The organism is Candidatus Kapaibacterium sp. (genome assembly GCA_023957315.1).
Lineage (GTDB): Bacteria > Bacteroidota > Ignavibacteria > Kapaibacteriales > UBA2268 > PGYU01.
Genome location: JAMLHE010000006.1, coordinates 99,331 through 121,964, shown reverse-complemented (window position 1 = coordinate 121,964; position 22,634 = coordinate 99,331). Strand labels below are relative to the sequence as shown.

Annotated in this window: 20 protein-coding genes and 4 tRNA genes; 7 read left to right on the top strand and 17 right to left on the bottom strand. The window is 37.6% G+C overall.

Going from position 1 to position 22,634, the window contains the following annotated elements; all coding sequences use genetic code 11:
* Window positions 1-163: 163 nt before the first annotated feature.
* From M9949_08125 to M9949_08100, 6 genes are all read right to left on the bottom strand, one after another.
* Window positions 164-1,684 (bottom strand): IS1182 family transposase, encoded by a 1,521-nt coding sequence (locus tag M9949_08125; protein MCO5251371.1) that lies wholly within the window; start codon window positions 1,682-1,684, stop codon window positions 164-166.
* 167 nt (window positions 1,685-1,851) lie between these two features.
* Entirely contained in the window at window positions 1,852-3,279 is a 1,428-nt protein-coding gene (locus M9949_08120; protein MCO5251370.1) for an alkaline phosphatase, read from the bottom strand.
* 81 nt (window positions 3,280-3,360) lie between these two features.
* Window positions 3,361-3,930, bottom strand: a complete 570-nt coding sequence (locus tag M9949_08115) for a DNA-3-methyladenine glycosylase I (protein ID MCO5251369.1) — start codon at window positions 3,928-3,930, stop codon at window positions 3,361-3,363.
* Entirely contained in the window at window positions 3,917-5,797 is a 1,881-nt protein-coding gene (locus M9949_08110; GenBank protein MCO5251368.1) for a TlpA family protein disulfide reductase, read from the bottom strand. The genes M9949_08115 and M9949_08110 overlap by 14 nt, the downstream gene beginning before the upstream one ends.
* A 46-nt stretch (window positions 5,798-5,843) precedes the next feature.
* Window positions 5,844-6,689 (bottom strand): TIGR00730 family Rossman fold protein, encoded by an 846-nt coding sequence (locus M9949_08105; protein MCO5251367.1) that lies wholly within the window; start codon window positions 6,687-6,689, stop codon window positions 5,844-5,846.
* An 18-nt stretch (window positions 6,690-6,707) separates the two neighbouring features.
* Window positions 6,708-7,427: an SDR family oxidoreductase gene (locus tag M9949_08100; GenBank protein MCO5251366.1), complete on the bottom strand. Its 720-nt coding sequence runs from the start codon at window positions 7,425-7,427 to the stop codon at window positions 6,708-6,710.
* Between the two features lie 56 nt (window positions 7,428-7,483).
* Between M9949_08100 and M9949_08095 the strand changes: the two genes are divergently transcribed.
* The 3 genes from M9949_08095 (at window position 7,484) to M9949_08085 (ending at window position 9,774) form a co-directional block, all read left to right on the top strand.
* A complete protein-coding gene (locus tag M9949_08095) occupies window positions 7,484-9,520 on the top strand; it encodes a S8 family peptidase (GenBank protein ID MCO5251365.1) in 2,037 nt (678 codons plus the stop codon).
* Between the two features lie 96 nt (window positions 9,521-9,616).
* Window positions 9,617-9,689, top strand: a tRNA-Ala gene (locus M9949_08090).
* A 10-nt stretch (window positions 9,690-9,699) separates the two neighbouring features.
* Window positions 9,700-9,774: transfer RNA gene (locus M9949_08085), tRNA-Asp, on the top strand.
* A 59-nt stretch (window positions 9,775-9,833) separates the two neighbouring features.
* Here M9949_08085 and M9949_08080 read toward each other — a convergent pair.
* Genes M9949_08080 through M9949_08070 form a run of 3 tightly spaced genes read right to left on the bottom strand, consistent with a single transcriptional unit; the run spans window position 9,834 to window position 14,317 of the window.
* The gene (locus M9949_08080) at window positions 9,834-11,699 is read right to left on the bottom strand and encodes a TonB-dependent receptor (protein MCO5251364.1); all 1,866 of its coding nucleotides are present in this window, start codon (window positions 11,697-11,699) and stop codon (window positions 9,834-9,836) included.
* Window positions 11,692-12,432, bottom strand: a complete 741-nt coding sequence (gene pgeF / locus M9949_08075) for a peptidoglycan editing factor PgeF (protein MCO5251363.1) — start codon at window positions 12,430-12,432, stop codon at window positions 11,692-11,694. Before pgeF ends, M9949_08080 begins: the two co-directional genes overlap by 8 nt.
* Window positions 12,419-14,317 carry a ComEC/Rec2 family competence protein gene (locus M9949_08070; protein ID MCO5251362.1) on the bottom strand — a complete coding sequence of 633 codons (1,899 nt, stop codon included), beginning with the start codon at window positions 14,315-14,317 and terminating at the stop codon, window positions 12,419-12,421. The genes pgeF and M9949_08070 overlap by 14 nt, the downstream gene beginning before the upstream one ends.
* A gap of 86 nt (window positions 14,318-14,403) precedes the next feature.
* On the opposite strand from M9949_08070, the gene M9949_08065 reads away from it, so the two are divergent.
* Complete coding sequence (locus M9949_08065; GenBank protein MCO5251361.1) at window positions 14,404-15,648, top strand: NupC/NupG family nucleoside CNT transporter; 1,245 nt, start codon at window positions 14,404-14,406, stop codon at window positions 15,646-15,648.
* Window positions 15,649-15,657: 9 nt separating this feature from the next.
* On the opposite strand, the gene M9949_08060 is transcribed toward M9949_08065, so the two are convergent.
* The 7 genes from M9949_08060 to tgt all read right to left on the bottom strand — a co-directional run bounded on the left by M9949_08060 (window position 15,658) and on the right by tgt (window position 20,856).
* Window positions 15,658-16,152: a hypothetical protein gene (locus M9949_08060; GenBank protein ID MCO5251360.1), complete on the bottom strand. Its 495-nt coding sequence runs from the start codon at window positions 16,150-16,152 to the stop codon at window positions 15,658-15,660.
* The gene (locus tag M9949_08055; protein ID MCO5251359.1) at window positions 16,133-16,807 is read right to left on the bottom strand and encodes a hypothetical protein; all 675 of its coding nucleotides are present in this window, start codon (window positions 16,805-16,807) and stop codon (window positions 16,133-16,135) included. Before M9949_08055 ends, M9949_08060 begins: the two co-directional genes overlap by 20 nt.
* A 10-nt stretch (window positions 16,808-16,817) precedes the next feature.
* The gene (locus tag M9949_08050) at window positions 16,818-17,375 is read right to left on the bottom strand and encodes an RNA polymerase sigma factor (protein ID MCO5251358.1); all 558 of its coding nucleotides are present in this window, start codon (window positions 17,373-17,375) and stop codon (window positions 16,818-16,820) included.
* A 129-nt stretch (window positions 17,376-17,504) separates the two neighbouring features.
* Window positions 17,505-17,984, bottom strand: coding sequence for a transcription elongation factor GreA (greA, locus tag M9949_08045; protein MCO5251357.1), 480 nt, complete (start codon window positions 17,982-17,984; stop codon window positions 17,505-17,507).
* 122 nt (window positions 17,985-18,106) lie between these two features.
* On the bottom strand, window positions 18,107-19,306 hold the full coding sequence (locus M9949_08040) for a bifunctional 3,4-dihydroxy-2-butanone-4-phosphate synthase/GTP cyclohydrolase II (protein ID MCO5251356.1): 1,200 nt from the start codon (window positions 19,304-19,306) through the stop codon (window positions 18,107-18,109).
* Between the two features lie 33 nt (window positions 19,307-19,339).
* The gene (gene yajC, locus M9949_08035) at window positions 19,340-19,654 is read right to left on the bottom strand and encodes a preprotein translocase subunit YajC (GenBank protein MCO5251355.1); all 315 of its coding nucleotides are present in this window, start codon (window positions 19,652-19,654) and stop codon (window positions 19,340-19,342) included.
* Between the two features lie 65 nt (window positions 19,655-19,719).
* Entirely contained in the window at window positions 19,720-20,856 is a 1,137-nt protein-coding gene (gene tgt, locus M9949_08030; protein ID MCO5251354.1) for a tRNA guanosine(34) transglycosylase Tgt, read from the bottom strand.
* Between the two features lie 75 nt (window positions 20,857-20,931).
* Between tgt and M9949_08025 the strand changes: the two genes are divergently transcribed.
* Entirely contained in the window at window positions 20,932-21,732 is an 801-nt protein-coding gene (locus tag M9949_08025; GenBank protein MCO5251353.1) for a DUF1338 domain-containing protein, read from the top strand.
* 8 nt (window positions 21,733-21,740) lie between these two features.
* Here the strand turns inward: M9949_08025 and M9949_08020 are convergent.
* Window positions 21,741-21,823: transfer RNA gene (locus M9949_08020), tRNA-Leu, on the bottom strand.
* A gap of 121 nt (window positions 21,824-21,944) precedes the next feature.
* Between M9949_08020 and M9949_08015 the strand changes: the two genes are divergently transcribed.
* Window positions 21,945-22,015 (top strand) — tRNA-Cys (locus M9949_08015).
* 31 nt (window positions 22,016-22,046) lie between these two features.
* Window positions 22,047-22,610, top strand: a complete 564-nt coding sequence (gene efp / locus M9949_08010; GenBank protein ID MCO5251352.1) for an elongation factor P — start codon at window positions 22,047-22,049, stop codon at window positions 22,608-22,610.
* Window positions 22,611-22,634: the final 24 nt, after the last annotated feature.

Genomic DNA, 22,634 nt, shown 5'->3' with positions numbered 1-22,634 from the left:
GCAGCCTCTTTGGCTTTCAATAAGGTGATAAAATGGGACTAATTGTTATAATAAGTATTCTAAATTTAATAATTGACTAGAAATGAGTATTATTCCATTTTTTGGTATGTTTTGATGCTAATTTGAGGCAATTTTGGATGGGAAAGTGAGATATTTTGCTATTTTAAGCTACAAATTTGCTCAGATTGTGGGCTAGAGCCAATAGTCCAACTTCGATTTCTACTTTTTCTTTGCCTCTCAGTAAAAATCTTCTAAATTGTTTGTTGTGTTTGATATTGCCAAAAACCGCTTCCGGTTCAATTGGTCGTCGTTTTCGTTTTTTCACACCTTCATGACTCATCAGTCGGGATTTTGCTTGCTCTCTTAGTCGTTTTGCTTCTTTGTTTATTTCTATCGTTCGATTGTCAGCTCCTTCGTGACAAGCCGCTCGCAGCGAGCAACCGACGCAGTTTTTGGCTCTATATCGGCTAACTATTTGTTTGTATCCGTTCAAAGTTATTTTTTCTTTCTCTCCGATATTTTCCATCGCTTGACCCATTGGGCAATAGTAACAGTCCTGTTCTTCGTTGTAATATAGATTGTCGGACTTGCTGATGTCTTTCTGCCACTTGCTTTTCTGCTCTTTATGAAAATAATTGTATTTGATATAGGCTTCGATATTATTGTCTTCTGCATATTTGTAATTCTCATGACTCCCATAACCTGCATCAGCTGTGATTGAATTAGGATATTCACGATATTGGCGTTTATATGATTCTATATGTTCAACAAATGTTGAAGTGTCTCCGGGTGTTTGATGAATGCTGTAATTGACCACTATTTGATTGTTTGTACTTATTTGCCAGTTGTAAGCAGCTTTTAGTTGTCCGTTTTGCATGCGGTCTTCTTTCATTCGCATAAATACTGCATCAGGGTCGGTTTTTGAACAACTGTTGCGACCGTTCATTTGCTTTTCGTATGCTTCATATTTCCTTAATTGTTCAGACCAAGTTTTCTTCACTCTTGTCAGTTTAGCGCGTACATTTTTATCAATCTTTTTTTTTACCAATACTTTATTTATTTCTTCTATTGTTTCAGTTATACTCTCGGGATTTATCTCTTCATAGCTCTGTGGTCGGACGTCTCGCATTTCTTCTGCGCTTACCTGAAGTGCGTATTTCCACAATTCATTGACTTGTTGTAATATTTTTTCTTTACGGGTTCGGATATTTTTACCCCAAACAAAACTGTATTTATTGGCATTTGCTTCTATTTTCGTGCCGTCTGTATATATATCTTTAATATCCAAAATTCCGGCTTCATGAAATAGCATTACTACTTTAGAGAATACTTCTTTCAAGCCGCTTGCCAAGCGTTTACTGCGGAAGCGATTGATTGTATTGTGATCCGGCTTTTGCATACCGCTTAGCCACATATAATGAATATTTTCTTGCACTAAATTTTCTATTCTTCGGCTTGAATAGACATTATTCATATAAGCATATACGAGTATTTTCAGAAGCATTCTCGGGCTGTAGCTGGTAGCTCCGCCACCGATGTAATTGTTTTCGATATCGCTTATATCAATTTCATCAATAATTTTATTTATTGTCCTAACAGGATGAGTTTCTTTAATCATTTCATCAAGAGATGGAGGTAGTAGAAACGCTTGTGATTGATTATAGTATTTAAACTTTGGTCTCATTGCATCGCTAACTTATTGTTGATTACAACCGTTATGACGCCGATTTGTACCTAGTATTTTCTCTTTTTTTTCCACAAAAATATAAAAAATGGCTGCCCTTGTGAGACAGCCTCCTATGTTTGTCTTACTCCCTCTCCTTCGGAGAGGGTCGGGGTGAGGTTGTCTTCCTACTTCCCGACTTCCAATAGCATGAAGATTGCGTTGGGAATATCGGTCAAATCTATATATCGTCCGCGAATCATGTCCGAATTGTTTGCTAAACGATTGTACATGTCGCTTCCGGCTCCTTTGGCATAAAATGGAATCAAAATATTTGTGTGGTTTGTATGATTATATCTCAAGCCGGGCATATTGCCTTTGCCATTATTGATGACGGGGTTTGTGTTTGGGTTGTTGTTGTTTTCTATGGGTCCGGTGATATAGCCGCAATCATGGTCACCGGTAACGATTACCAAAGTTTCATCCCATGAGCTGTTACTTTCGACCCAATCCACTACCGCTTTAACTGACATATTGAAATCGGTCATCTCTTCAATCATATGTGGAGCGTTATTTCCGTGATTCGCCCAATCAACTGCTCCGCCCTCAATCATTAAGAAAAAGCCCTTTTCGTTATTATCCAACACGTTAATCGCAGCTTTTGTCATTTCAGCAAGTGTTGGCACTTCATTATTGAATGGGGTTTCGAATGCTTTAGCGGATTTCTCCTCCGTCCTATTATTTTGCAATGTTTCCAAAACCTTTGGCACACCGACAACTCTTTTTGGAGTCTCCCCCGTCATCAATTTTTGGAACTCTTCACGAGATTCGATTAAAGTCCATTTGTCAGCTTTTCCGTCGCCGTCAATATCTTGGACTGTGCTATTTCCTGAAAGTGATTTAGTCGAAAATGTTTTTTTGCCTGCTTTCAAATCGTACCAAGCTTTTTTCCCACCAACGAGCTTATAATTGTAATCGCTTTCGTTTACTTTCTTTCCGGAGTTGTCGTAATAGGGATGCCCGGCGCCCATTATCACATCTACCTTGCTATCGAGAAGCATGGAAAGCGCGATTTCCGGGTAATTATCCCTATGAACATTATGTGCAACAAAAGTAGCAGGAGTTGCATGGGAAAAATAAACTGATGTAATCACTCCGGCAGCCCTCCCGATAGATTTGAACTTCTCTGTTAAATTGGGCAATGGTTTCTTTGACAAATCCATACCAATGGCACCGTTATAAGTCTTTACGCCCGTTGCTAAAGCAGTACCTGCGGCTCCTGAACCGGTAGCACCATTTTTGGCGTATTCAAAATCAGACCATGCAAGATATGAGTTATATCCTACACTCCATTTTTGGGGAATGTCCTTATCCGAAATATTTGCAGGATATGTTGACATATACAGCTGAATATCGAAATCTCGATACACAGATGTGCCCTTTTCGCCATCATTGAAATATTCTGTGGCATCTATACATGATTCAGACCAGCCGTCTGCAATCATTATGATTACATTTTTAGGTGTTTTGTAATTGCCTTGCGAAGAGGCTTGGAATTGAAAAATCGCAAACACAAAAAGCGTGAAACAGAGAAACTTAAATCTATTCGATTTCATTTTTAGACCTTTGATTGAGAAATTTTAGCAAATGTACAATTTGAATGTTAAACAGTGATGAATTACAAATAAATGATATGTTTAAGGATTCAATTCATTGTATCGGAAACAAGTTATCTTGTGGTCATTGACCATTCCTGCGGCTTGCATGAAGGCATAACATATCGTACTACCGACGAATTTGAATCCTAAGCGTTTAAGTTCTTTGGACATTGCATCGGATTCCGGACTTGTAGCTCTGACATCGGACATATTTTCGACAGAATTTTGAATCGTTTTTCCACCCGTAAATTGCCAAATAAAAGCATCGAATGTGCCATATTTCGCTTGAACTTCCAGAAATAATTTTGCATTTGTAACTGTGGTTTGTATTTTAGACCTATTCCGAATTATTCCGGCATCCTGCATTAGCGATTCGATTTTATCTTGAGTATAAGCTGAAACTACTACCGGGTCGAATGAATCGAATGCAACTCGGAAATTTTCGCGTTTGTTCAAAATAGTTTTCCAGCTAAGTCCAGCTTGGAATGCATCCAGCACCATAAATTCAAATAATTTCCTGTCGTCATGTAGTGGTACTCCCCATTCAGTATCGTGATAATGCATTTCGAGTTCGGAGTTGACGCACCACTCGCATCTATTTTTGTCCATTTTGTCCTTCTAAATGAATCAAAAAGTTAGTTTTGTCCACGACTTCATCAATAAATGCTTTGGCACTCGAAAATCCTGTAATAGTGAATCTGCAAACTCCATTTGAATCGAAAATATACGTAACCGGAAGCCCGGTAATTCCTAAACTCATTGGGATTACATCGAGTTCGTCCCAAACAAGCGGAACGTTCGGAAAATCTCTTTTAAAATATGTATTTAAAGCTTCTTTTTTATCTTTAGTCTTCTCCCAAATGCTCACGAGAGCTACTTCTACACCATCATCCTCAGAATAAAATGCGTTGATTTCTTCGAGTGCCGGAATTGTTGCATGGCAAGGTCCGCACCAAGTTGACCAAAATGATAATATAAATATTTTCCCGTTTAAATCATCAAGATTAATTAGTCTTCCATCGTAAGCAGTTAAAAATAAAGTACTTGGGCGAGCTTGTGCCAACATTTCAATTTTATATTTATCATAGCGTTTCAACCTGCCAACATTTTGCAAAGAATCTAAAACCATCTCCCTATTATCTGCTCGATAATAGCGTCCAAACTGAGTTACCAAAAAATCAGATGACAGTGAATTGGCAAATGCTCGATACACAAGAGAAAGTACTCGAACAGAATCAGCCTGTTTATCAGCTAAATTGATAGCATTTTCGTATAAATTTACTGTTGCATCATTACCAAATAAATCCAAGGCTCGTTCATAATATCCTTCAGCGCTAACGGGGTCTAATTTTGAATTAACATCAGCTTTTATTTCATAAATACTCGCAAGTTTTTGATTTTTTGCCCGCTCCCATTCTCGTTCTGTCATATATGTGGGCTTGTTTAAGCCATTTTGACCGACAACAATTTTAACCGATAAATCAAGAAGGGAATCAATCATATCAAGTCGCTGTTCACCTTTGATTGCAGGCAAAATAGCATCATTACTGAAAATATCCCAAGCAAGTTTTGAAAAAACTTCAGGAATAAGCAACCTGCGAGCTTCGATAAATTTGAATAATTCTTCGCTCTTACCTGTTTGAGTATATGAACTTACAACCGCTGAATAAACATTATTAACATCATTTGAATTTGGAAATCTGTCTATAAACAAGGCTGCCATGTCAACAAAATTTTGCATATCGGAAGCTAATGACAGCTTCGACATTGCATCTTCTTCAGCAAGTTTGCTCAAAGGATTGGTCTGAACAAAATTGTTAATTAATGCGTCACCGTCTTTATTTCGATTAATTGCATTTAAAAGCCTGTGAGCGGCTTTTACTTCATTTTCGGTAACAAAGATTTTCTTCTCATCAAGCATTTGAGTTGCTTTGTCTTTAAATCCTTGCAATGTAATTTTTTTCATATCATATCGCAATGATAGCAAACCAACTTGAGCAGGGAAATTATCAGGGTAAAGCTCAACTTCGCGTTCCATTCTTTTGTGAGCTGAATCAAGATTGACGATAGGATTCAAATTGGGCGAAGACGCACCCATCAACGCCAAAGCGGAAAATAAATGTGCATCACGTTGGATATTTCCTTCGTTATTGGTAATATAAAGTTCCCAATAATTTTGCCTGTTTTTGTCATATAAATTCTCATCAAACTCGACAAATGCAATTACATATACCCAATTTCCGGACAATGTAATATTGCCAATGTATGAATCGCCTTGCAATGCTAATGGCACTGAAAATCCTTGCGGGTTATTAGATTGAGATGCAAAGCCATAAATCATTGCATAAACTGTATCAATTCCGCTAAAAATGGAATCTTTGTCCTGATAATGAATAGTAACATTCTCTCCAAAAGCAGGTCTTGCTGGTTCAAATCTCAATTCAGCTTTCAAAATTGAGCTAATAATTAATGACATTAAAACAATCAGGAGGATAAAGAATTTTTTCATTTCTTACTACTTGTTATATAATAATATTTTTTGTCAGGTATTCGAATGCTTCGTCTGCAGTATCGGCATAAACAAACAAATCCAAGTCTTTTTGGCTTATCATTCCCATTTCAACGAGATAGTCAAAATTAATAAGATTTTGCCAAAACTTTTTGTAGAAAAGTAATATTGGTAGTGGTTTGGTTATTTTCAAAGTTTGCTTCAAAGTTAGCAATTCCATTAATTCATCGAGGGTCCCAAAACCGCCCGGCATAGCGACGATAGCTTTAGCATAATAGACAAACCAAAATTTACGCATAAAGAAATAGTGGAACTCGAAATTCAAATCGGGAGTAATGTAATTATTTGGATATTGTTCGAATGGCAATGAAATATTCAGACCAATTGTTGGCTCCCCTGCTCGTTGGGCACCCCTATTGGCGGCTTCCATCATTCCGGGACCGCCACCTGTACAAACTAATACTCGTTTGTTATTCGGCAATGCTGCTGACCAAAGCGATAGTTTTTCAGCCAAAATAACAGCTTCGTTGTAGCAATTTGTCATTTCGTAGGTGTTCATTAATCTTTCAATTTCAGTTTGGATATTAAGCTTTTCTTCAAGCCCGGCTTTAGCCATTTTATCATTCATTTCTTTTAACTTCATTTCAAATTCGTCGAGTGACAGGGTTCGAGCTGAACCATAAAACACAATCGTACCATTGACACCATATTTGCGGAAATAATGCTCAGGGTACTGATATTCGGAAAGTAAACGAATTATTCGTCCTTCCTTACTATGGATAAAATCTTGATTATCATATGCTTTGGTTGCCTTTTCAATTCTGCTTTTAGCTACTTTTTCAGGTTCTCTGAATTCCATTTATACTCCTTATATTGTTTAAAGCGAAAATCCACCATCAATTGATAGATTCTGTCCTGTAATGAATGACGAACAATTAGCGAAAAAATATACAGCATCAAAAACATCATTTACGTTTCCGTACCTTTTCATGGGTATTTTGTCCACAGATATTAAAGTTCCTGCATCTGCAGCTTCGTCTTTTATTTCAATTGTACCCGGAGAAACTGAGTTTACGGAAATATCGGGAGCAAGTTCCAAAGCTAATGCTTTTGTTAATTGAATTACTCCTGCTTTCGATACGTTGTATGGTATTCTTTGTTTCCAAATTCTAAATGCGCCGAGCGATGCAATATTGATTATTCTTGCGCCACTTTGGGCTATTTCGGCAAATTTTTGTGATGAAGACAAAATGCTTCTCAAATTTGTATTCATCACAAGCTCCCACGAATCAATTGTGAGCTCGTTCAAAGACTGCCGTTCAGGATAAATAGCCGCATTGTTTACCAACACTTGCACTTCGCCGAAATGATTCTTCATTTCTACAATAGAATTTTGAATCTCATCGTAATGTGATACATCAGCTTGGATTGCATATGCTCTAACGCCCGTTTGTTCTATCAATCGAGCGGTTTCTTTGGCTTGTTCGGCACTTTTATTATAAATAATACCGACATTCCAACCCGAATTTGCAAATTGAATCGCCAATCCTTTGCCGATTCTTCTTGCACCACCCGTTATAATTACAGTATTATTCATTCATCTTATTTGAAAATTTCATAAATTTACATTTTACAAAAGTAACATTCTTTATAATGAAAACTAAATTTGTCACAATCACTCTATTGCTTTTCGGAATTTTTTCGCAACTGCATTCTGAAGTATTTAGAATTTATCTGAGCGATAAAGGTCCCGAAGTATTTGAGCCAGGAAGCCCCTTATACACCGAAACACTCAATTCATTGACTCAAGCAGCACTTGACCGTAGAGCTAAAATCCTCAATCCGAGCGAAATCGTTTCCATTCAAGATGCACCCATTTACTCCGATTATATATATGCAATCGAAAATGTAGGTGCAAAAATTATACATACACTTAAATGGAAAAACTATTGCATCGTAAGAGCAGATTCATCGCTAATTGATGAACTTCGTGAACTACCATTTGTAAAGAAAATCGAAACCGCTGCGAATAAATATTCATTACTTAGCTTGACGGATAGTAATTATTCTACTAAGGGCGATAGTCTGAATTTGCAGGACTTAATCAAGGTGGATACGTATGATTACAGCAAAATTGATTACGGATTTTCGTTTACACAAATCAAGTTAATCAATGCTGACAAAATTCATAAATTGGGAATCTTTGGCGATAATGTAAATATTGGATTCTTAGATAGTGGTTTTGACTACGAAAAAGCTATTGCTTTTGCTAACATTAATGTCGCAGCAGAGTATGATTTCATTAATAATGACGAAATTGTCAAAAATGAAGATGGCGAGCACCCTCACCAATTCCATCACGGAACTCTGGTGATGTCTGTTGTAGCAGGTTTTGATAACCCCAGATTTATTGGGATGTCGCCCAATTCTGCCTTTTATTTGGCTAAAACTGAGGATATTCGCTCAGAGAAACAAATCGAAACCGATAATTTCGCAGCAGGTATTGAATGGCTCGAATCTCAGGGCGTGGATATAATTAATGCTTCATTGGGATACAACAAATTCGATAGTTCAGATTCATCTTATACTTTTGATGAATTGAACGGCAATAGCACGATTCCTTCAATTTATGTTAATTTGGCTGCCCAACGAGGAATAATTTTCGTCAATTCAGTAGGCAATGGCGGACCCGGAGCTAAAACTCTCAATTCACCGGCTGATGCTGACAGTGTGTTAGCAGTTGGTTCAGTTCAACCCAACGGTGTTGATGTATCAAGATTTAGTGCGAGAGGTCCGACTTCTACCGGAAAAATCAAGCCGGATTTGACGACAATTGGAGACTTCGTCTTTTGTGTCAACCCAAGTGAAGCTGATGTTTACATTTCCACAAAGGGAACATCATTATCGTCGCCCTTAATTGCCGGAGCAATCGGATTGATGCTGAGTGCATTCCCTGAATTGAAACCATATGATGCAAAGCAAATTTTGCTCAAATCATCAGACAGATACTACTCTCCGGACAATGACTATGGTCACGGTATCCCGGATTTGTTCCAAGCAATGATTGATTATGACATCATAATATCTCCATTTTCGACGTATCCATCACAGAATTTCCAGAGAATTTTCTTCAAAATCAAGTCAGACAAGCCGATTGAATCAGCCTATCTTTACGTCAAATTTACCGAAACATCCTTATACTTTCCATATCCGATGAAAAAAACAAGTATAGCTGACCAATTTGTATGCGATATTCCTTTGGATTTGGCTGTCAACTCTTATATCGATTTTTATTTGGATACCGAATCAACTTCCAAGCGGAGACGTGCCCCCTACACGGTAGATGAGTATTTTACGATTCAAATTGGTGACACATCATTTGTACATAATTTCGAGCATCGCGAATCGCCACGGTTTGTTCAAACAGCGTCCGCGTTCTTATATCCTAATTTTCTACACTCCGGTACAGCACAAAGCACATTGAATTTCTTCGTCGAAAGGGAAGGCAGGTACGATTTGCGAGTTTTTGACCTTACAGGAAGCCTTTATTACAGCCATACGGAAAGTAAAGTTTTAGTCGGTATCAATGAGGCTTCGATAGATTTAACCGGTTTGGCTACAGGTGCTTACTACATAATGTTGAGTCATAGCGGCAAAACAGAAGTCGTACCCTTTGTGATAGTACGATAATTTTTTTCCACAAGTGAAAATTTTTCTTGCATGTGTTAAAAAGAAGTATTACTTTTGTATCTCCCAAGTGGGACGGTATGAACAACAACCAGAAAGGGGCCCATAGCTCAGCTGGGAGAGCGCATGAATGGCATTCATGAGGTCAGGAGTTCGATCCTCCTTGGGTCCACAAAAATTACGGAGCTGTAGCTCAGTTTGGTTAGAGCGCCTGCCTGTCACGCAGGAGGCCGCGAGTTCGAGTCTCGTCAGCTCCGCAAAAAAACTGCCCTCAAAGGCAGTTTTTTTTTTATGCTTACTATTACAGACTTTCACATCAAAAATGCAAATTTATCCCGGCGATGAAATTGCGTCCTTTGATGGGATTGCCCCAGCTTTTCAAGCGGAAGTCATCCGTGATGTTGTTGATTCTCAAAAATATTTCGTTTTGCTTGAATACCTGTTGGCTGATTCGAATATTAAACACTGTGAATTCATCTAAATCAATTAGCTGCTGTTCGATAGAATCATAATCCTGAGTTGCACCTTGATATTTTGCTTCTACATTCCATTCAAATCCGAAATCAAAGGCATGGCTGATTTGACAAAAAAGCTGTGAGCGTGGACGATTGAATAAGCTAATCGAGCCGTTGTTGTTCAATTTGTAATCACCACGCAAAATGAAATCAAAATTATACAAAGTAGCCCGCAAATCAACGCCAATGCCATGAACCTTATATTCGCCATCTCGAAGCACTACTAAAGCAGTGTCCGAAAAGCCAACATAAGACACATCGCTTGCATCTACATAATTGTATGATAAGACAACATTCGCTAACTCTGAGAATTGCCAATTTAACGTCGAACTGAATTGAGTTACAGACTCAATCTTGGGGTCTAATTGAATAGGCACGGATGAAAATTTTTCACTCATCAATACTAAAGGAGGCAGTTGTCCTCCAATTTTTGCAAAGTTTGACAAAGTAATATTTTTCGACAAATGAGTTACGAGTTGCAAATAAGCATCAACACTGCTCAAATCGCTCAACAACTCTATTTCATTTGTGCTGACAGGATGAAAAATCATATACTCAATAGCAGCATTAATATCAAAAAGTTCTGAAAGTTTGCTCCCAATGTCAAATTTCGCATTTAATGTCTCTGCCGTTATTCGACCGTACTCTTCAAGTGAATTCCGAAGTGTAGTCATCGCAGAAACTTCACGTCTATAGCCAACATTCAAATTTGTTCGGATGCCATCAATGATTCTCATTTTTGTGTGAACATTGGCTCCGAGCGATTGCTCATCTTCTTTTGTACTGAAATGAGTATCAGCTAATGAAACATTTGAAAAGCTACCATTTATATCGCGGGTTGACCCTTTGAAATAAATATTGCCATCGATGGAAACAAAGCTATTCAAAATGGTAACAAATTCAAGGTTGACAAGGCTCAAACCACCACCAATTTCTTGAGCACGCAGCGAGTCATAATAAATATTCAGCGGTATATCGCGACTAATATCCGAAAAAAAGACGGATAGCATAAGCAATGAGTTATCATCTTTAATTCCGGCTTTAGCAAACATTGAGTAATGGCGAGCTTTGCTATTCTCCCGCAAAATGCTGATGGAATCCGGTTTGTCCGATGAAATTGTATGACCATTTGAAGTGTAAAAGTTACCGGAAACATTCCAGAATAAGTTTGATTTACCCCCTAATAATGAAAAATATGAGCTCCCATTTGCGTTGCCACCCTGAACATTGATTTTATTCATTGCTTTATATTCCCTATTTGATTGCAATAAAACATACCCGGATTTGTTATATGGCGATTGCTTACTATTTGGGAATGATGTGTTTACTCGAATCACTTGAGATACATTATAAGGCATTCGGAGAAAATCAAAATCGCCATACAAGGTGCTATTCAATGGAATTCCATCAAAAAAAACTGTACTTGAACGTCCGGAACCCCACAACAAGGAAACGACATTTTTGTCAAATTCTTCGGGAATATCGTAGCTCAAGGCGTAATTTGAAAGCACTTCATCCAGAAAAAATGAATCGTAGAACAAGCTCACCGAATCATTTGTAATTATAGTATTGCCATATGAATTGCCGTTATCATTAGTTGAGTAAGCAAACAGAAGCATGTTTGTAAAAATAAAAGCAGTAATTGCACAAAGTATTTTTTTAGTCATTTGGTGTGCCTATCATCATAATAAATGCTCCCATTCTACCGGAATTGTCAGCATCGCGACGGAAAGAATGGTAACTTTCATTGCTGATTGTACAAACTTCTGACATCTCAATGTTCTGAGGCGGCATCCCACTCACGATTAGCTGATTATGCACTTCATTTTTGATGTTGAATAGAAATTTTTCCTCAGAGAGCCTTTTGATACTATTGGGAAAATATTGAGCAACATCAATTCCCACTTCATAACTGTCGCCACCGGCACATGGCGAGATATAAGCAATTAAATCTTCCGGCTTGGAATTGTATTCAGAACTCATCTTTTCAATAGTTTTAGAAACGATATTAAGCGTTGTGCTTCGCCATCCCGAATGAATTGCAGCTATAGCCTTAGCTTTAGCATCATAGAGCAAAATAGCGGCACAATCAGCAACAGATGCAACAAGGGCTAAACCCTTTAGGTTAGTAATCATAGCGTCGGATTCGTTAATTTTGGTATCGAAATCGACAATTTGAATTTCATCACCGTGCACTTGCTTTTGATATTTTACGGCATTAAGCTCGAGATTCAAATAATCAGCCATTAATTTTCGATGTTGATTGACAATATTTTCATCGGAATAATTACCCGAAATCGTGAAACCATAGGGCTGAAATGCCGCTTGATTCCGCATTGTAACACCGGAAATAATATCAGAAGGAAAAATTGCAGTGTTTAAAATTTCAATTTCTATCATCGTATCTTACTCTTTTTATAAAATTTTTATCAAGGTCACAAACTTCATTTAACAAATTTAACGTTTCTCGGTCAATTTCAAAATCTTTGATGATTCTTTGTTCTTTAAGAAAATCAGCAATATTGATTCCACAGTTGCCTGTATAGCCAACATAAATCATGCCTTCGTAATCATTCAGGTAATTATTCAGGTAATAATCATTGCGGGGATAAATTCTCGGGCGCCTGTCGCAAACAAAAACATAGCGACCGTCATCGGTATCATTGATATAGGCTACAAAATCTTCCCGAAGAACAATTTTATCCGTTTCGCTCGCCTTTTCGGGAATCAAATTTATAAATGCTACGAAAAACACCACTGAAACTATCAATCGCGATAATAGATGTTTGTTTTCACGTGCAATCAAAACATAGGCAATTAACAGTGAAACAATTGCGGATTGCAACACGACAAAATCTGACATTAAATAAGCAAAATCAAATGACACTGCTGCCCTATTGGTTTGTTCAGTCAATCCGATTAGAAACTCTGCAGCATTGCAAAAAATTTGTCCCAAATCAAAGTACAAATATGAAATGCACACACCAATCAGCGAATAGACCAATGAAAGAGTAATGAGTGGCACTGCAATCAAATTTGCCAAAGGTGAAACGACTGAATATATGCCAAAATAATACGCCACAATTGGAGATACGACTAAACTCGCAGACAAGGTTAGGGATAAAGAATTGACAATGAATTGCGAAAAAGGATTTATGCTAACTTTGAATAATCTAATCAGTGCATTTCGGAAAGTAGTATAAAAAACAAGAATCCCGAAAACACTTGCAAATGACATCTGGAATGATGCTGAAAAAATTGATGTTGGGTCGAAAAGTAGAATCAATAAGCCTGTCAAACCAAGAACATTCAGCGAATTTGCTTGCTTTTGGGAACTTTTTATGATTACGTAAAGAGTTGCAAAAATGCCGGCTCGTATTCCTGACGGTGGGAACCCTGTAAACAAAATGAATGCCCAAATTAAAATCAAAAATAATACGATTTTGAATGGCAAATTCTTGACGAAAGCGAGCAAGAACCAAGCTATAACTGATATTATACCAACGTGCAAACCGGATACAGCCAATAAATGCGCCGTTCCTGATTGGGAGAATACGTCTCTCAATTCGGGTGATAATTTGGATTTCTCACCCGTGAGTAAAGCTGTAACGACTGCAGCAGTGTTAGGATTGAATAATCTGTCAATTCTGGCTTGTGCATTTTTTCGAATTTGATAGGAATACACTTTGAATTTATTCGCAAATCCTATTTGAGCTAAATTATTTCCGCGCACTTCCCCAAACCAGTCAATATCATTTGCCAACGCATAAGCACGTTGGTCAAATTCATTGTCTAATTGCTTTTTTTGAGGTAATGTAGCTTTCAGATTGACACTGATTTTTGCAGAAGGCAACATTCGCTTAATCAGATTGCTATCCACAAAAGCATATCGAATGTAGAAGCGGCATTCGGGAATTTCGCCTGTGTATTTGTTGTCGAATGAACCATCGGCAATAAAATTGACCCAGTTATCGCCTTTGGCTACGACGTGGCTTATCTCCCCTTGAAATACCCCTGAAATAGTCGGTGAGAAATTGTCTTGAAATGGAATTTTATCCTGACTTATCCTGAAATTTAAAATTGAGGAGGCTGCAACAACGAAAAAAATATACGAAACAAATTTTAATTTTGAATAGATGGCAATGCAACCTGCTATAATGCATCCAATTATCAGGTACATCAATGTAGAACTATCAAGGTCTGCGACAAATAGAGCAATAGTTCCTGATAAAATCAAGATGAACAATTTGAAAGCCGGTATTTCCGTTAGAGAAAACTTTTCCACAATTGTTTTTCAAATGGCTGTTAATCAATATTTTCAAATATAAAAAGTTCTAATTTCTTATTTTTGACTTTTTTATAAAAAATATTATGACAATGATAATAAATTTGCTTGGCATCCCAATAATTTTTCTTTTGGTTTGGCTTTTGTCAGAAAGCAAAAGGGAATTCCCATGGCGAATTGTGGTTTTGGGTATTACACTCCAATTTGCGCTCGCAATTTTTGTACTGCAAGTACCTTTTGGCGTAGATTTGTTCCGTGGTTTGGGTGATTCGGTTACCATTTTCATCAATCATAGCTTGGAAGCTGCAAAATTCATGTTTGGTGGATTGGGAGACCCTGCGAATATGCCAATATTCGGTTTTCAATTTGCATTGATAATTTCGAGCTCGATAATATTTTTCTCAGCCTTTGTTTCGATTTTGTATCATTATGGAATAATTCAAAAAATCGTTTACTCAATGGCATGGGTGCTACAAAAAACTCTCAAAACATCAGGTGTCGAATCCTTATCCGCTTCAGCAAATATTTTCATCGGGCAAACTGAAGCACCTTTGCTTATCCGTCACTACCTCAAATCAACGTCTCGTTCAGAATTATTTGCAATAATGACAGTCGGATTTGCTACAATTGCCGGTGGTGTGATGGCAGCATATATCGCAATGGGAATAGATGCCACTTATCTGGTCACAGCAAGTATAATTTCTGCCCCCGGTGGCTTGATACTTTCTAAAATTGTAATCCCTCCTCCTAAAGAAATCATATCATTGAATGAAATCAAGCAAGTTGAAATTCCCGAATCATCAAATGTACTAATTGCCATATCTAACGGAGCTACCGATGGAGTAAAACTTTCGCTGAATATAATTGGGATGTTAATTGCATTTATATCAATAATCGCAGTTCTTGACGGAAGTTTGGGATTGTTGAGTTCATGGTTGAGTAATATGGGTATTAGCGGTGTCCCGTCAAGTTTTAAAGAGCTTTTGGGTTATCTTTTTATGCCATTTGCCTTTTTAGTGGGAATACCTGCTGCTGAGGCTCAAACATTCGGCAGTTTGCTCGGGACAAAAATTTCAGTCAATGAATTTCTTGCCTATTCAAATTTGAGTGAGCTGATTCGGAGCGGTGCAATCAGTGAACGAACTGCCATTATTTCAACTTTTGCTCTGTGTGGTTTTGCTAACTTCAGTTCAATTGCCATTCAAATCGGCGGAATCGGTTCACTTGTGCCTGAACGGCGTAATGAAATTGCTCAATTAGGGATTAAAGCAATGCTCATTGGTGCTTTAGCAAATTTGTTGACAGCCACAATAGCAAGTTTGCTGATATAAAATTCAGTATTATCGTCTCTTGTTAGGTCCAAATCCGCCCGGGCGAGCTTTTTTGGGATTATCAACAAGCATTTCACGAAGTCTGTCATCGAATCTCTTTTCAAAAACCAAATATTTGCCAATTTGTTCGGCTGTCAGAAAGTCTTTAAAATAAGTTGAACGTTCTTCAATCAACTTATGTACGTTTCTTTGAGCAGCTATTACATTTTGAGATTTATCGTTTATGATTTTCTCCTCAGATTGATTAACAATTGAATTTTCAAGCTCATCAACAGCTTTTTCATAAATTGAAACTCGTTCTTTAAAATCTTTGTCATATTCATTGTAACGCAAGATAAATTTATCGGCGTTATCGCCTGATAATTCCAATATTTCAAGCATTCTCATTTTTTTGAATGCTTCAATACGCTCTCTTGCTTTTTCGACTTGTTGCCCATATGATGGAATCGAAATCATGAGCAAAACAAAAACGCTAAATATTATTTTAATTGAATTTGCCAACATTTCCTAATTCCTTTAATATATCTTGAAATTCGTCTTCTTCATAAGATTCGAAATTGCTATATAAATTATTATTATAACTAAAATTTGTACCAACGTAGTTTGTGATTTGGTCTATGTAATTATACATTTCCTCGTAATACATCTCTTCAATTATATCGCTGTAAACATCGGGAAAATTGATTTGATTGAATGATGTGTTCATCGTCACTTCGTCAACGTCTTCAGATTCGGATTCAGCGAGTATCACAGCAATTTCATCTAAATCTAAATTGCTTGTGAGCGATTGATTTTTCAGTTCGATTGTATTATCACTCGTATCATTAGCTATAAATAAAGTATAAAACATAATCAGCACTACTGCAGCAGCAGGCAAAACAAATCGAGTCAACAAGTTGAATCTCTTGAGATGTTTGTGATTCGCAGACAACTTCCTGTTCACTTTAACGCTCATATTGCGTGTCTGTGTGCTTACAGCATTGTCAAAATCAGTTTTGTCAATTCTGTCAAACAATGCTTTCGCTTCGTTCAATTCTTGAACTAAATCAGGATATTGCACGATTGATTGCTCGAAATCTATTTTTTCGCTCTCATTTAAAGCACCGAAAAGATAATCCGGCAATGCTTCTTCGACTTGTTTTCTTGTCATTTCATTCATAATTTCCACCTCACCTCAAATCCTTCATATTTTGAGCAAGCTTTTTAACAGCTTGAAAATAATTCGCTTTCAATCCACCGACACTTGTCCCTAAGAGTTCAGAAATTTCCTGATAGGACAAATCGTGAAAGTATCGTAATGCAAAGGTCTCACGTTGTTTCTCGGGCAATTTTGTTAATTCGTGATTGAATCGTTCAAACAATTCATTGTTTTCCATTTTGCTGTGAGCAGAGGCTTCCTTCGAATCAATGTCATACTCAGATTCTGACTTGAAGTTTGAAAAAAACGAAATCACAGACTTTTTTCTCTTGAAATTCAAACACATATTGACAGTAATCCGATATAGCCAAGTTTTGACAGAGCTTTGATGATTGAATCCCCCAAGGTTGGACAAAGCTTTTATCAGAACTTCCTGAGTAATATCGTCAGCATCGTCATAGTCTTTGGTGAATCTCAAGGCAGTCGAAAACACAAAGTTCTTATTTGCATTCACAAATTGATTTGCATTCTGAACTTCGTTGCCTTCAGCTTCGCCCGTCAATGTATCGTTTTCAATATGATTTGCCAAAAGAGCCGTACCCACTTATTGACCTTTGAATAATTCTTTATAGTATAGACAAATAAATTTGAAAAAAGTTTAATCACCCTAAAAAAAAATATCCCGACAAGCGGGATATTCAATGCAAAAATAAAAACTTTATATTGATTTTGAAATATCGAGGATTTCAAATTTAGTAGTGCCGGATGCAACAGTCAATTCCGCAATATCACCGATTGCTTTCCCCATGAGGGATTTGCCCAAAGGTGATGAAACAGATATTTTGTTTTGTTCAAAATCTGCTTCTTCGGCACTAACCATAATGTATTCGATTATTTTATTGTTATTAAGATTCTTAATCTTAACTTTTGAAAGAATATAAACTTTATCATCCGGGAACTCATCAGGTCTAATCATTTGACTACGAGAAAGTATTTCGGAGATTTTGTTTATCTTCATTTCCATCAGACCTTGCGCGTCTTTAGCAGCATCGTAATCGGCATTCTCGGAGAGATCACCATGAGAACGAGCTTCGGCAATCTTTCGAGCCATTTCCGGTCTGCCAATACTTTTGAGTACTCGCAATTCCTCTTCCAATTCTTGAATTTTTTCTTTGGTCATATATATCGTATTCGACATAGCTACACCTTTTTAAAAGTAATATAAATTAAAAATAAAGCCGCTACACTAAATATCGGCTTTATTCAAAACAGTGAAAAGTTCTAATTTTTTTTAAATTTCACTAAGAACACAATACAAAGTTACAAAGAATTTAGTATATGTCCTAATTTTGTTCTTTTAGTTTCGAGATAATGTCTATTTGAATCATTCGGCTCAATTTGAAGCGGAACCAAATCAACTACCTCGAGCCCGTAACTTTCAAGTCCAACTCTCTTTCGTGGATTGTTTGTTATTAATGACATCTTACGAATTCCGAGTGAACGCAAAATTTGTGCACCAATTCCATAATCTCGTGGGTCGGGTGCAAATCCAAGTTCAACATTTGCTTCGACAGTATCAAGTCCGGCATCTTGCAGTGAATATGCTTTGACTTTATTGATAAGTCCAATACCTCTTCCCTCTTGACGCATATAAAGCAACACACCGTTACCGGCTTTGGCAATCATTTCGAGTGATTTCTCCAATTGTTCGCCACAATCACAACGTATTGACCCAAATACATCACCGGTTAGACATTCGGAATGCACTCTGACCAAAGTTGGCTTTTCGGGGTCAATTTCACCCAAAACTAAAGCAGAGTGTTCAAATTGGTCAATTTCACTTTCGTAAACATGAACTATGAAATCTCCATGTTTTGTAGGCAATTTTGCTTCAGCGGTGCATTTTATTAAATTATCGGTCTTGAGACGATAAGCGATTAAATCCTTTATGGTAATGATTTTCATATTATTTGCCTTAGCAAAATCGACTAATTCTGGCATACGAGCCATCGAACCGTCTTCGCTAATCATTTCGCATAAAATACCGCTTGACTTCAAACCTGCAAGTCTCATTAAATCTACAGTTGCTTCAGTATGACCGGCACGACGCAAGACGCCACCTTCTTGGGCTACAAGCGGAAATACGTGACCGGGACGAAGCAAATCCGATGGTTTAGTATCAAGTCGGGCAACAGCCCTTACTGTAATAGCTCTGTCGAAAGCTGAAATTCCGGTCGATGTGCCATGAGCATAATCAACCGATACAGTAAACTTAGTTTCGTGCAATGCAGAATTGACTCTAACCATAGGTTCCAATTCGAGTGCTCTTGCACGAGCTTCGGTAATAGCGATACAGATGAGACCTTTACCTTTCGTGCTCATGAAATTGATAGTCTCGTGAGTGCAAAGCTCCGAAGATGCAATTAAATCACCCTCGTTCTCACGGTCCTCATCATCCATAACGATAATGACCTTGCCGGAAGCAAGGTCAATCAAAGCCTCTTCAATTGTATTTAACATTATAAAATCCTTTTTTATAGAATAAGCGAAATCTTAGAGCTTACTTGCAATAGACGCTTTTTCAAACTTGACTTTTACATTATCAGCTATTTGGAGTGTAAAAGTTTTGTCGTCCGAATCTGTAACTGAGCCGTGCATGCCGGCAGTTGTTATGACTCTGTCGCCCTTGCGAATATTAGAAAGCATATTTTGATGTTCTTTCTGACGTTTTTGTTGTGGTCTTATCATCATGAAATACATGATTGCAATTACAACGGCAAACATCAAAAGCATTGACATCATACCGCCACCACCACCATCCCCGCCGCCGGGAGGTGTCATCATTATTGTAGAAAAAATGTGATTCATTTCTTGTCCCTATTTATTTAAAATAAACTCATGATCTATTTACAAAAGTACAAAAAATCAACCAATTAACCTTGATTTCCGTTATAAATTTGGATAAAGTCTTTTTTCCAGTTCTTGAAATCTCCCGATAAAATCTTCTCTCTTGCAGTTCGAGCAAGCCAAAGATAGAAGGCAATATTATGCAATGATGCCAATTGCAATCCCAGAATTTCATCTGAAATGAAAAGATGTCGCAAATATCCGAGTGAGAAATTTTGGCTGGCATATGAATCAACATTCGGGTCAATTTGCTCATTTGAAAGCTTATATTTAGCATTTTTGATGTTGATTTTCCCACGCGAAGTGAATAATTGCCCGTTCCTTGCATTCCGCGTTGGCATTACACAATCAAACATATCTATGCCCCGTTCGATACATTCCAAAATATCAATCGGAGTGCCGACTCCCATCAAATAGCGCGGTTTATCTTTAGGCAAAATATCAGTGGATAGTTCAGTAATATCATACATCATTTCATTTGGTTCGCCTACAGAGAGACCACCAATAGCATTTCCATCAAAATCAAGGTCTATCATTTTCCGCAAATACTCGACCCTCAAATCATTATACATTCCGCCTTGGGCTATCCCGAACATAAATTGTTGGTTGCCGTATTTGGGTGTTTTGGGTCTGAAATATTCGATTGAACGTTCAGCCCAATCAAGCGAAAGATTCATAGATTTGCGTACATAGGCTCTATCTGCCGGATAAGGAGCACATTCATCAAGCACCATCATAATATCGGAGCCTAAATTTCGTTGGATGTCAACCACAATTTCAGGTGTAAAAAAGTGCTTCGAGCCATCAATGTGCGATTTGAATTCTACTCCATCATCGGTAATCTTTCTGATGTCTTTGAGCGAAAATACTTGATAACCACCGCTATCAGTCAGAATTGCGCGATTCCAATTCATAAATTTGTGCAAACCATCGAATTCATGAATTGTGTCATCGCCGGGACGCAAGTAAAGGTGATAGGTATTGCCCAAAATGATGCGCGTATCTAACTCCACGAGTTCACGCTGTTGAATCGCCTTGACAGTTGCATTAGTTCCGACGGGCATAAATACCGGAGTTTCGATTTCGGCATAAGTAGTTTTCAAAAGCCCCGCTCTTGCTTTGCTTTCTCCGTCTTCTTTTATAAGTGTGAAAAATTCATTCATTAGTAATCTGTAATATTAAATAAGTTCTTTGCGTCATTTGTAAAGAATTGAAGTTCAAATTTAAGGAATAAAAAAATGACACTCGACAATGTATTATCAAAATTATGGGAATTATACACTTCGCAAAATGAATCGGCACGAAAAGTATATGAACTATTTACCTCCGAAGGCGAAACAGTTATCAATGACCACATTGCGTTCCGTACTTTTGACAATCCTAAAATAAATATGGATACTCTCGGCAAAATTTTCACCGATTTAGGCTATCGTGAAATGGGACAATATGATTTCCCGGAAAAAAAGTTGAATGCTAAGCACTATGAATATACCGGAAACGAGAACATGCCTTTGATTTTCATCAGTGAACTCCGAACGAGCGAGTTTAGTGACTTTTTGCAAGCAATCGTTGATGATTGTGTCCAAAAAATTGGAAGTGCCTTGATTGAAAGCGGTGAAATATTATACTCCGGCAATATTTGGGGCAAACCTTCGCATACAGTTTACCAAAATCTCCTCAAAGAGTCCGAATATGCTGCTTGGCTGTATTACAATGGATTTTGTGCTAACCATTTCACTGTCTCAGTTAATAATCTCAAAAAGTTTGATTCGCTCGAAAAAGTCAATCAATTGCTGAAAGACAAGGGATTCAAACTTAATGATTCGGGTGGAGAAATCAAGGGCAATCCGGCGGAGTATCTCGAACAATCCAGTATCAAAGCCGATATAATCTCAGGAGATTTCATCGAAGGTGAATTTGAAATCACAGGTTGCTATTACGAATTCGCAAAACGATACGAAACGTCATCGGGAGAATTGTTCAAGGGTTTTATCGCCAAATCGGCTGATAAAATATTTGAGAGTACAAACAAAGGCTGAGATTTTTGTGCGGAAGAGGGGATTTGAACCCCTACACCCATAAGGCACCACCCCCTCAAGATGGCGTGTCTACCAATTTCACCACTTCCGCAAAGATACAGAACACAAAAGTAGCACATTGCGAGTAGATTTCAAAAAATATTTTTTAGAAATGTAATTTATCAACAAATATTTTGGTATGTGAGCAAAAAACCCTATATTTGTAGTCTTAAGGTGACGTGGCCGAGTGGCTAGGCTGCGGTCTGCAAAACCGCCTACGGAGGTTCGACTCCTCTCGTCACCTCTTTTTTTATACATAAATGACAATTTAAAATATGGGCAGTGCTACAGACCTCAAAAAAGGTGCAGTCGTTAAATATAACGGTGAAAACTGTGTTGTGATTGAAACGCAACACATCAAACCCGGCAAAGGTGGCGCATTTTTCCAAACGAAAATGCGTAATATCCGTACCGGAAAAGTTGTTGAAAATCGCTTTAGAAGTGAAGAAACAGTTGAGTTTGTCAGAGTTGAAAGACGCTCATATCAATATCTTTACAAAGATGGCAGCGATTTGATTTTCATGGATGTAAACACATTCGAGCAAATCGGCATTCCCGATGATACTCTTGGTAGTGAAATTCGATTTTTGAAAGAGAATGAGATAGCATTACTTGCATTCGAGGGTGAAGCAGTGCTTTCAGTTGATGTACCACAACACGTAAACTTAAGAGTAATTCATACCGAACCCGGATTCAAAGGTGATACAGCTACAAATGTTACCAAACCCGCAACTCTCGAAACCGGAGCCGAAATCGGTGTTCCGATATTTATCAATGAAGGTGACTTAATCAGAGTTGATACTCGTGAAGCAAGCTATATTGAACGCGTTAAAGAATAATTAATTCTCCAATCAATTTTTTTT

Coding starts and splice junctions, on each gene's coding strand:
- M9949_08055 (MCO5251359.1), bottom strand. CDS start 16,807: ATGAATGAAATGACAAGAAAACAAGTCGAAGAAGCATTGCCGGATTAT.
- M9949_08115 (MCO5251369.1), bottom strand. CDS start 3,930: ATGGACAAAAATAGATGCGAGTGGTGCGTCAACTCCGAACTCGAAATG.
- greA (MCO5251357.1), bottom strand. CDS start 17,984: ATGTCGAATACGATATATATGACCAAAGAAAAAATTCAAGAATTGGAA.
- M9949_08065 (MCO5251361.1), top strand. CDS start 14,404: ATGACAATGATAATAAATTTGCTTGGCATCCCAATAATTTTTCTTTTG.
- M9949_08095 (MCO5251365.1), top strand. CDS start 7,484: ATGAAAACTAAATTTGTCACAATCACTCTATTGCTTTTCGGAATTTTT.
- M9949_08040 (MCO5251356.1), bottom strand. CDS start 19,306: ATGTTAAATACAATTGAAGAGGCTTTGATTGACCTTGCTTCCGGCAAG.
- M9949_08110 (MCO5251368.1), bottom strand. CDS start 5,797: ATGTCATTAATTATTAGCTCAATTTTGAAAGCTGAATTGAGATTTGAA.
- M9949_08080 (MCO5251364.1), bottom strand. CDS start 11,699: ATGACTAAAAAAATACTTTGTGCAATTACTGCTTTTATTTTTACAAAC.
- M9949_08060 (MCO5251360.1), bottom strand. CDS start 16,152: ATGTTGGCAAATTCAATTAAAATAATATTTAGCGTTTTTGTTTTGCTC.
- efp (MCO5251352.1), top strand. CDS start 22,047: ATGGGCAGTGCTACAGACCTCAAAAAAGGTGCAGTCGTTAAATATAAC.
- M9949_08100 (MCO5251366.1), bottom strand. CDS start 7,427: ATGAATAATACTGTAATTATAACGGGTGGTGCAAGAAGAATCGGCAAA.
- tgt (MCO5251354.1), bottom strand. CDS start 20,856: ATGAATGAATTTTTCACACTTATAAAAGAAGACGGAGAAAGCAAAGCA.
- M9949_08125 (MCO5251371.1), bottom strand. CDS start 1,684: ATGAGACCAAAGTTTAAATACTATAATCAATCACAAGCGTTTCTACTA.
- pgeF (MCO5251363.1), bottom strand. CDS start 12,432: ATGATAGAAATTGAAATTTTAAACACTGCAATTTTTCCTTCTGATATT.
- yajC (MCO5251355.1), bottom strand. CDS start 19,654: ATGAATCACATTTTTTCTACAATAATGATGACACCTCCCGGCGGCGGG.
- M9949_08105 (MCO5251367.1), bottom strand. CDS start 6,689: ATGGAATTCAGAGAACCTGAAAAAGTAGCTAAAAGCAGAATTGAAAAG.
- M9949_08120 (MCO5251370.1), bottom strand. CDS start 3,279: ATGAAATCGAATAGATTTAAGTTTCTCTGTTTCACGCTTTTTGTGTTT.
- M9949_08025 (MCO5251353.1), top strand. CDS start 20,932: ATGACACTCGACAATGTATTATCAAAATTATGGGAATTATACACTTCG.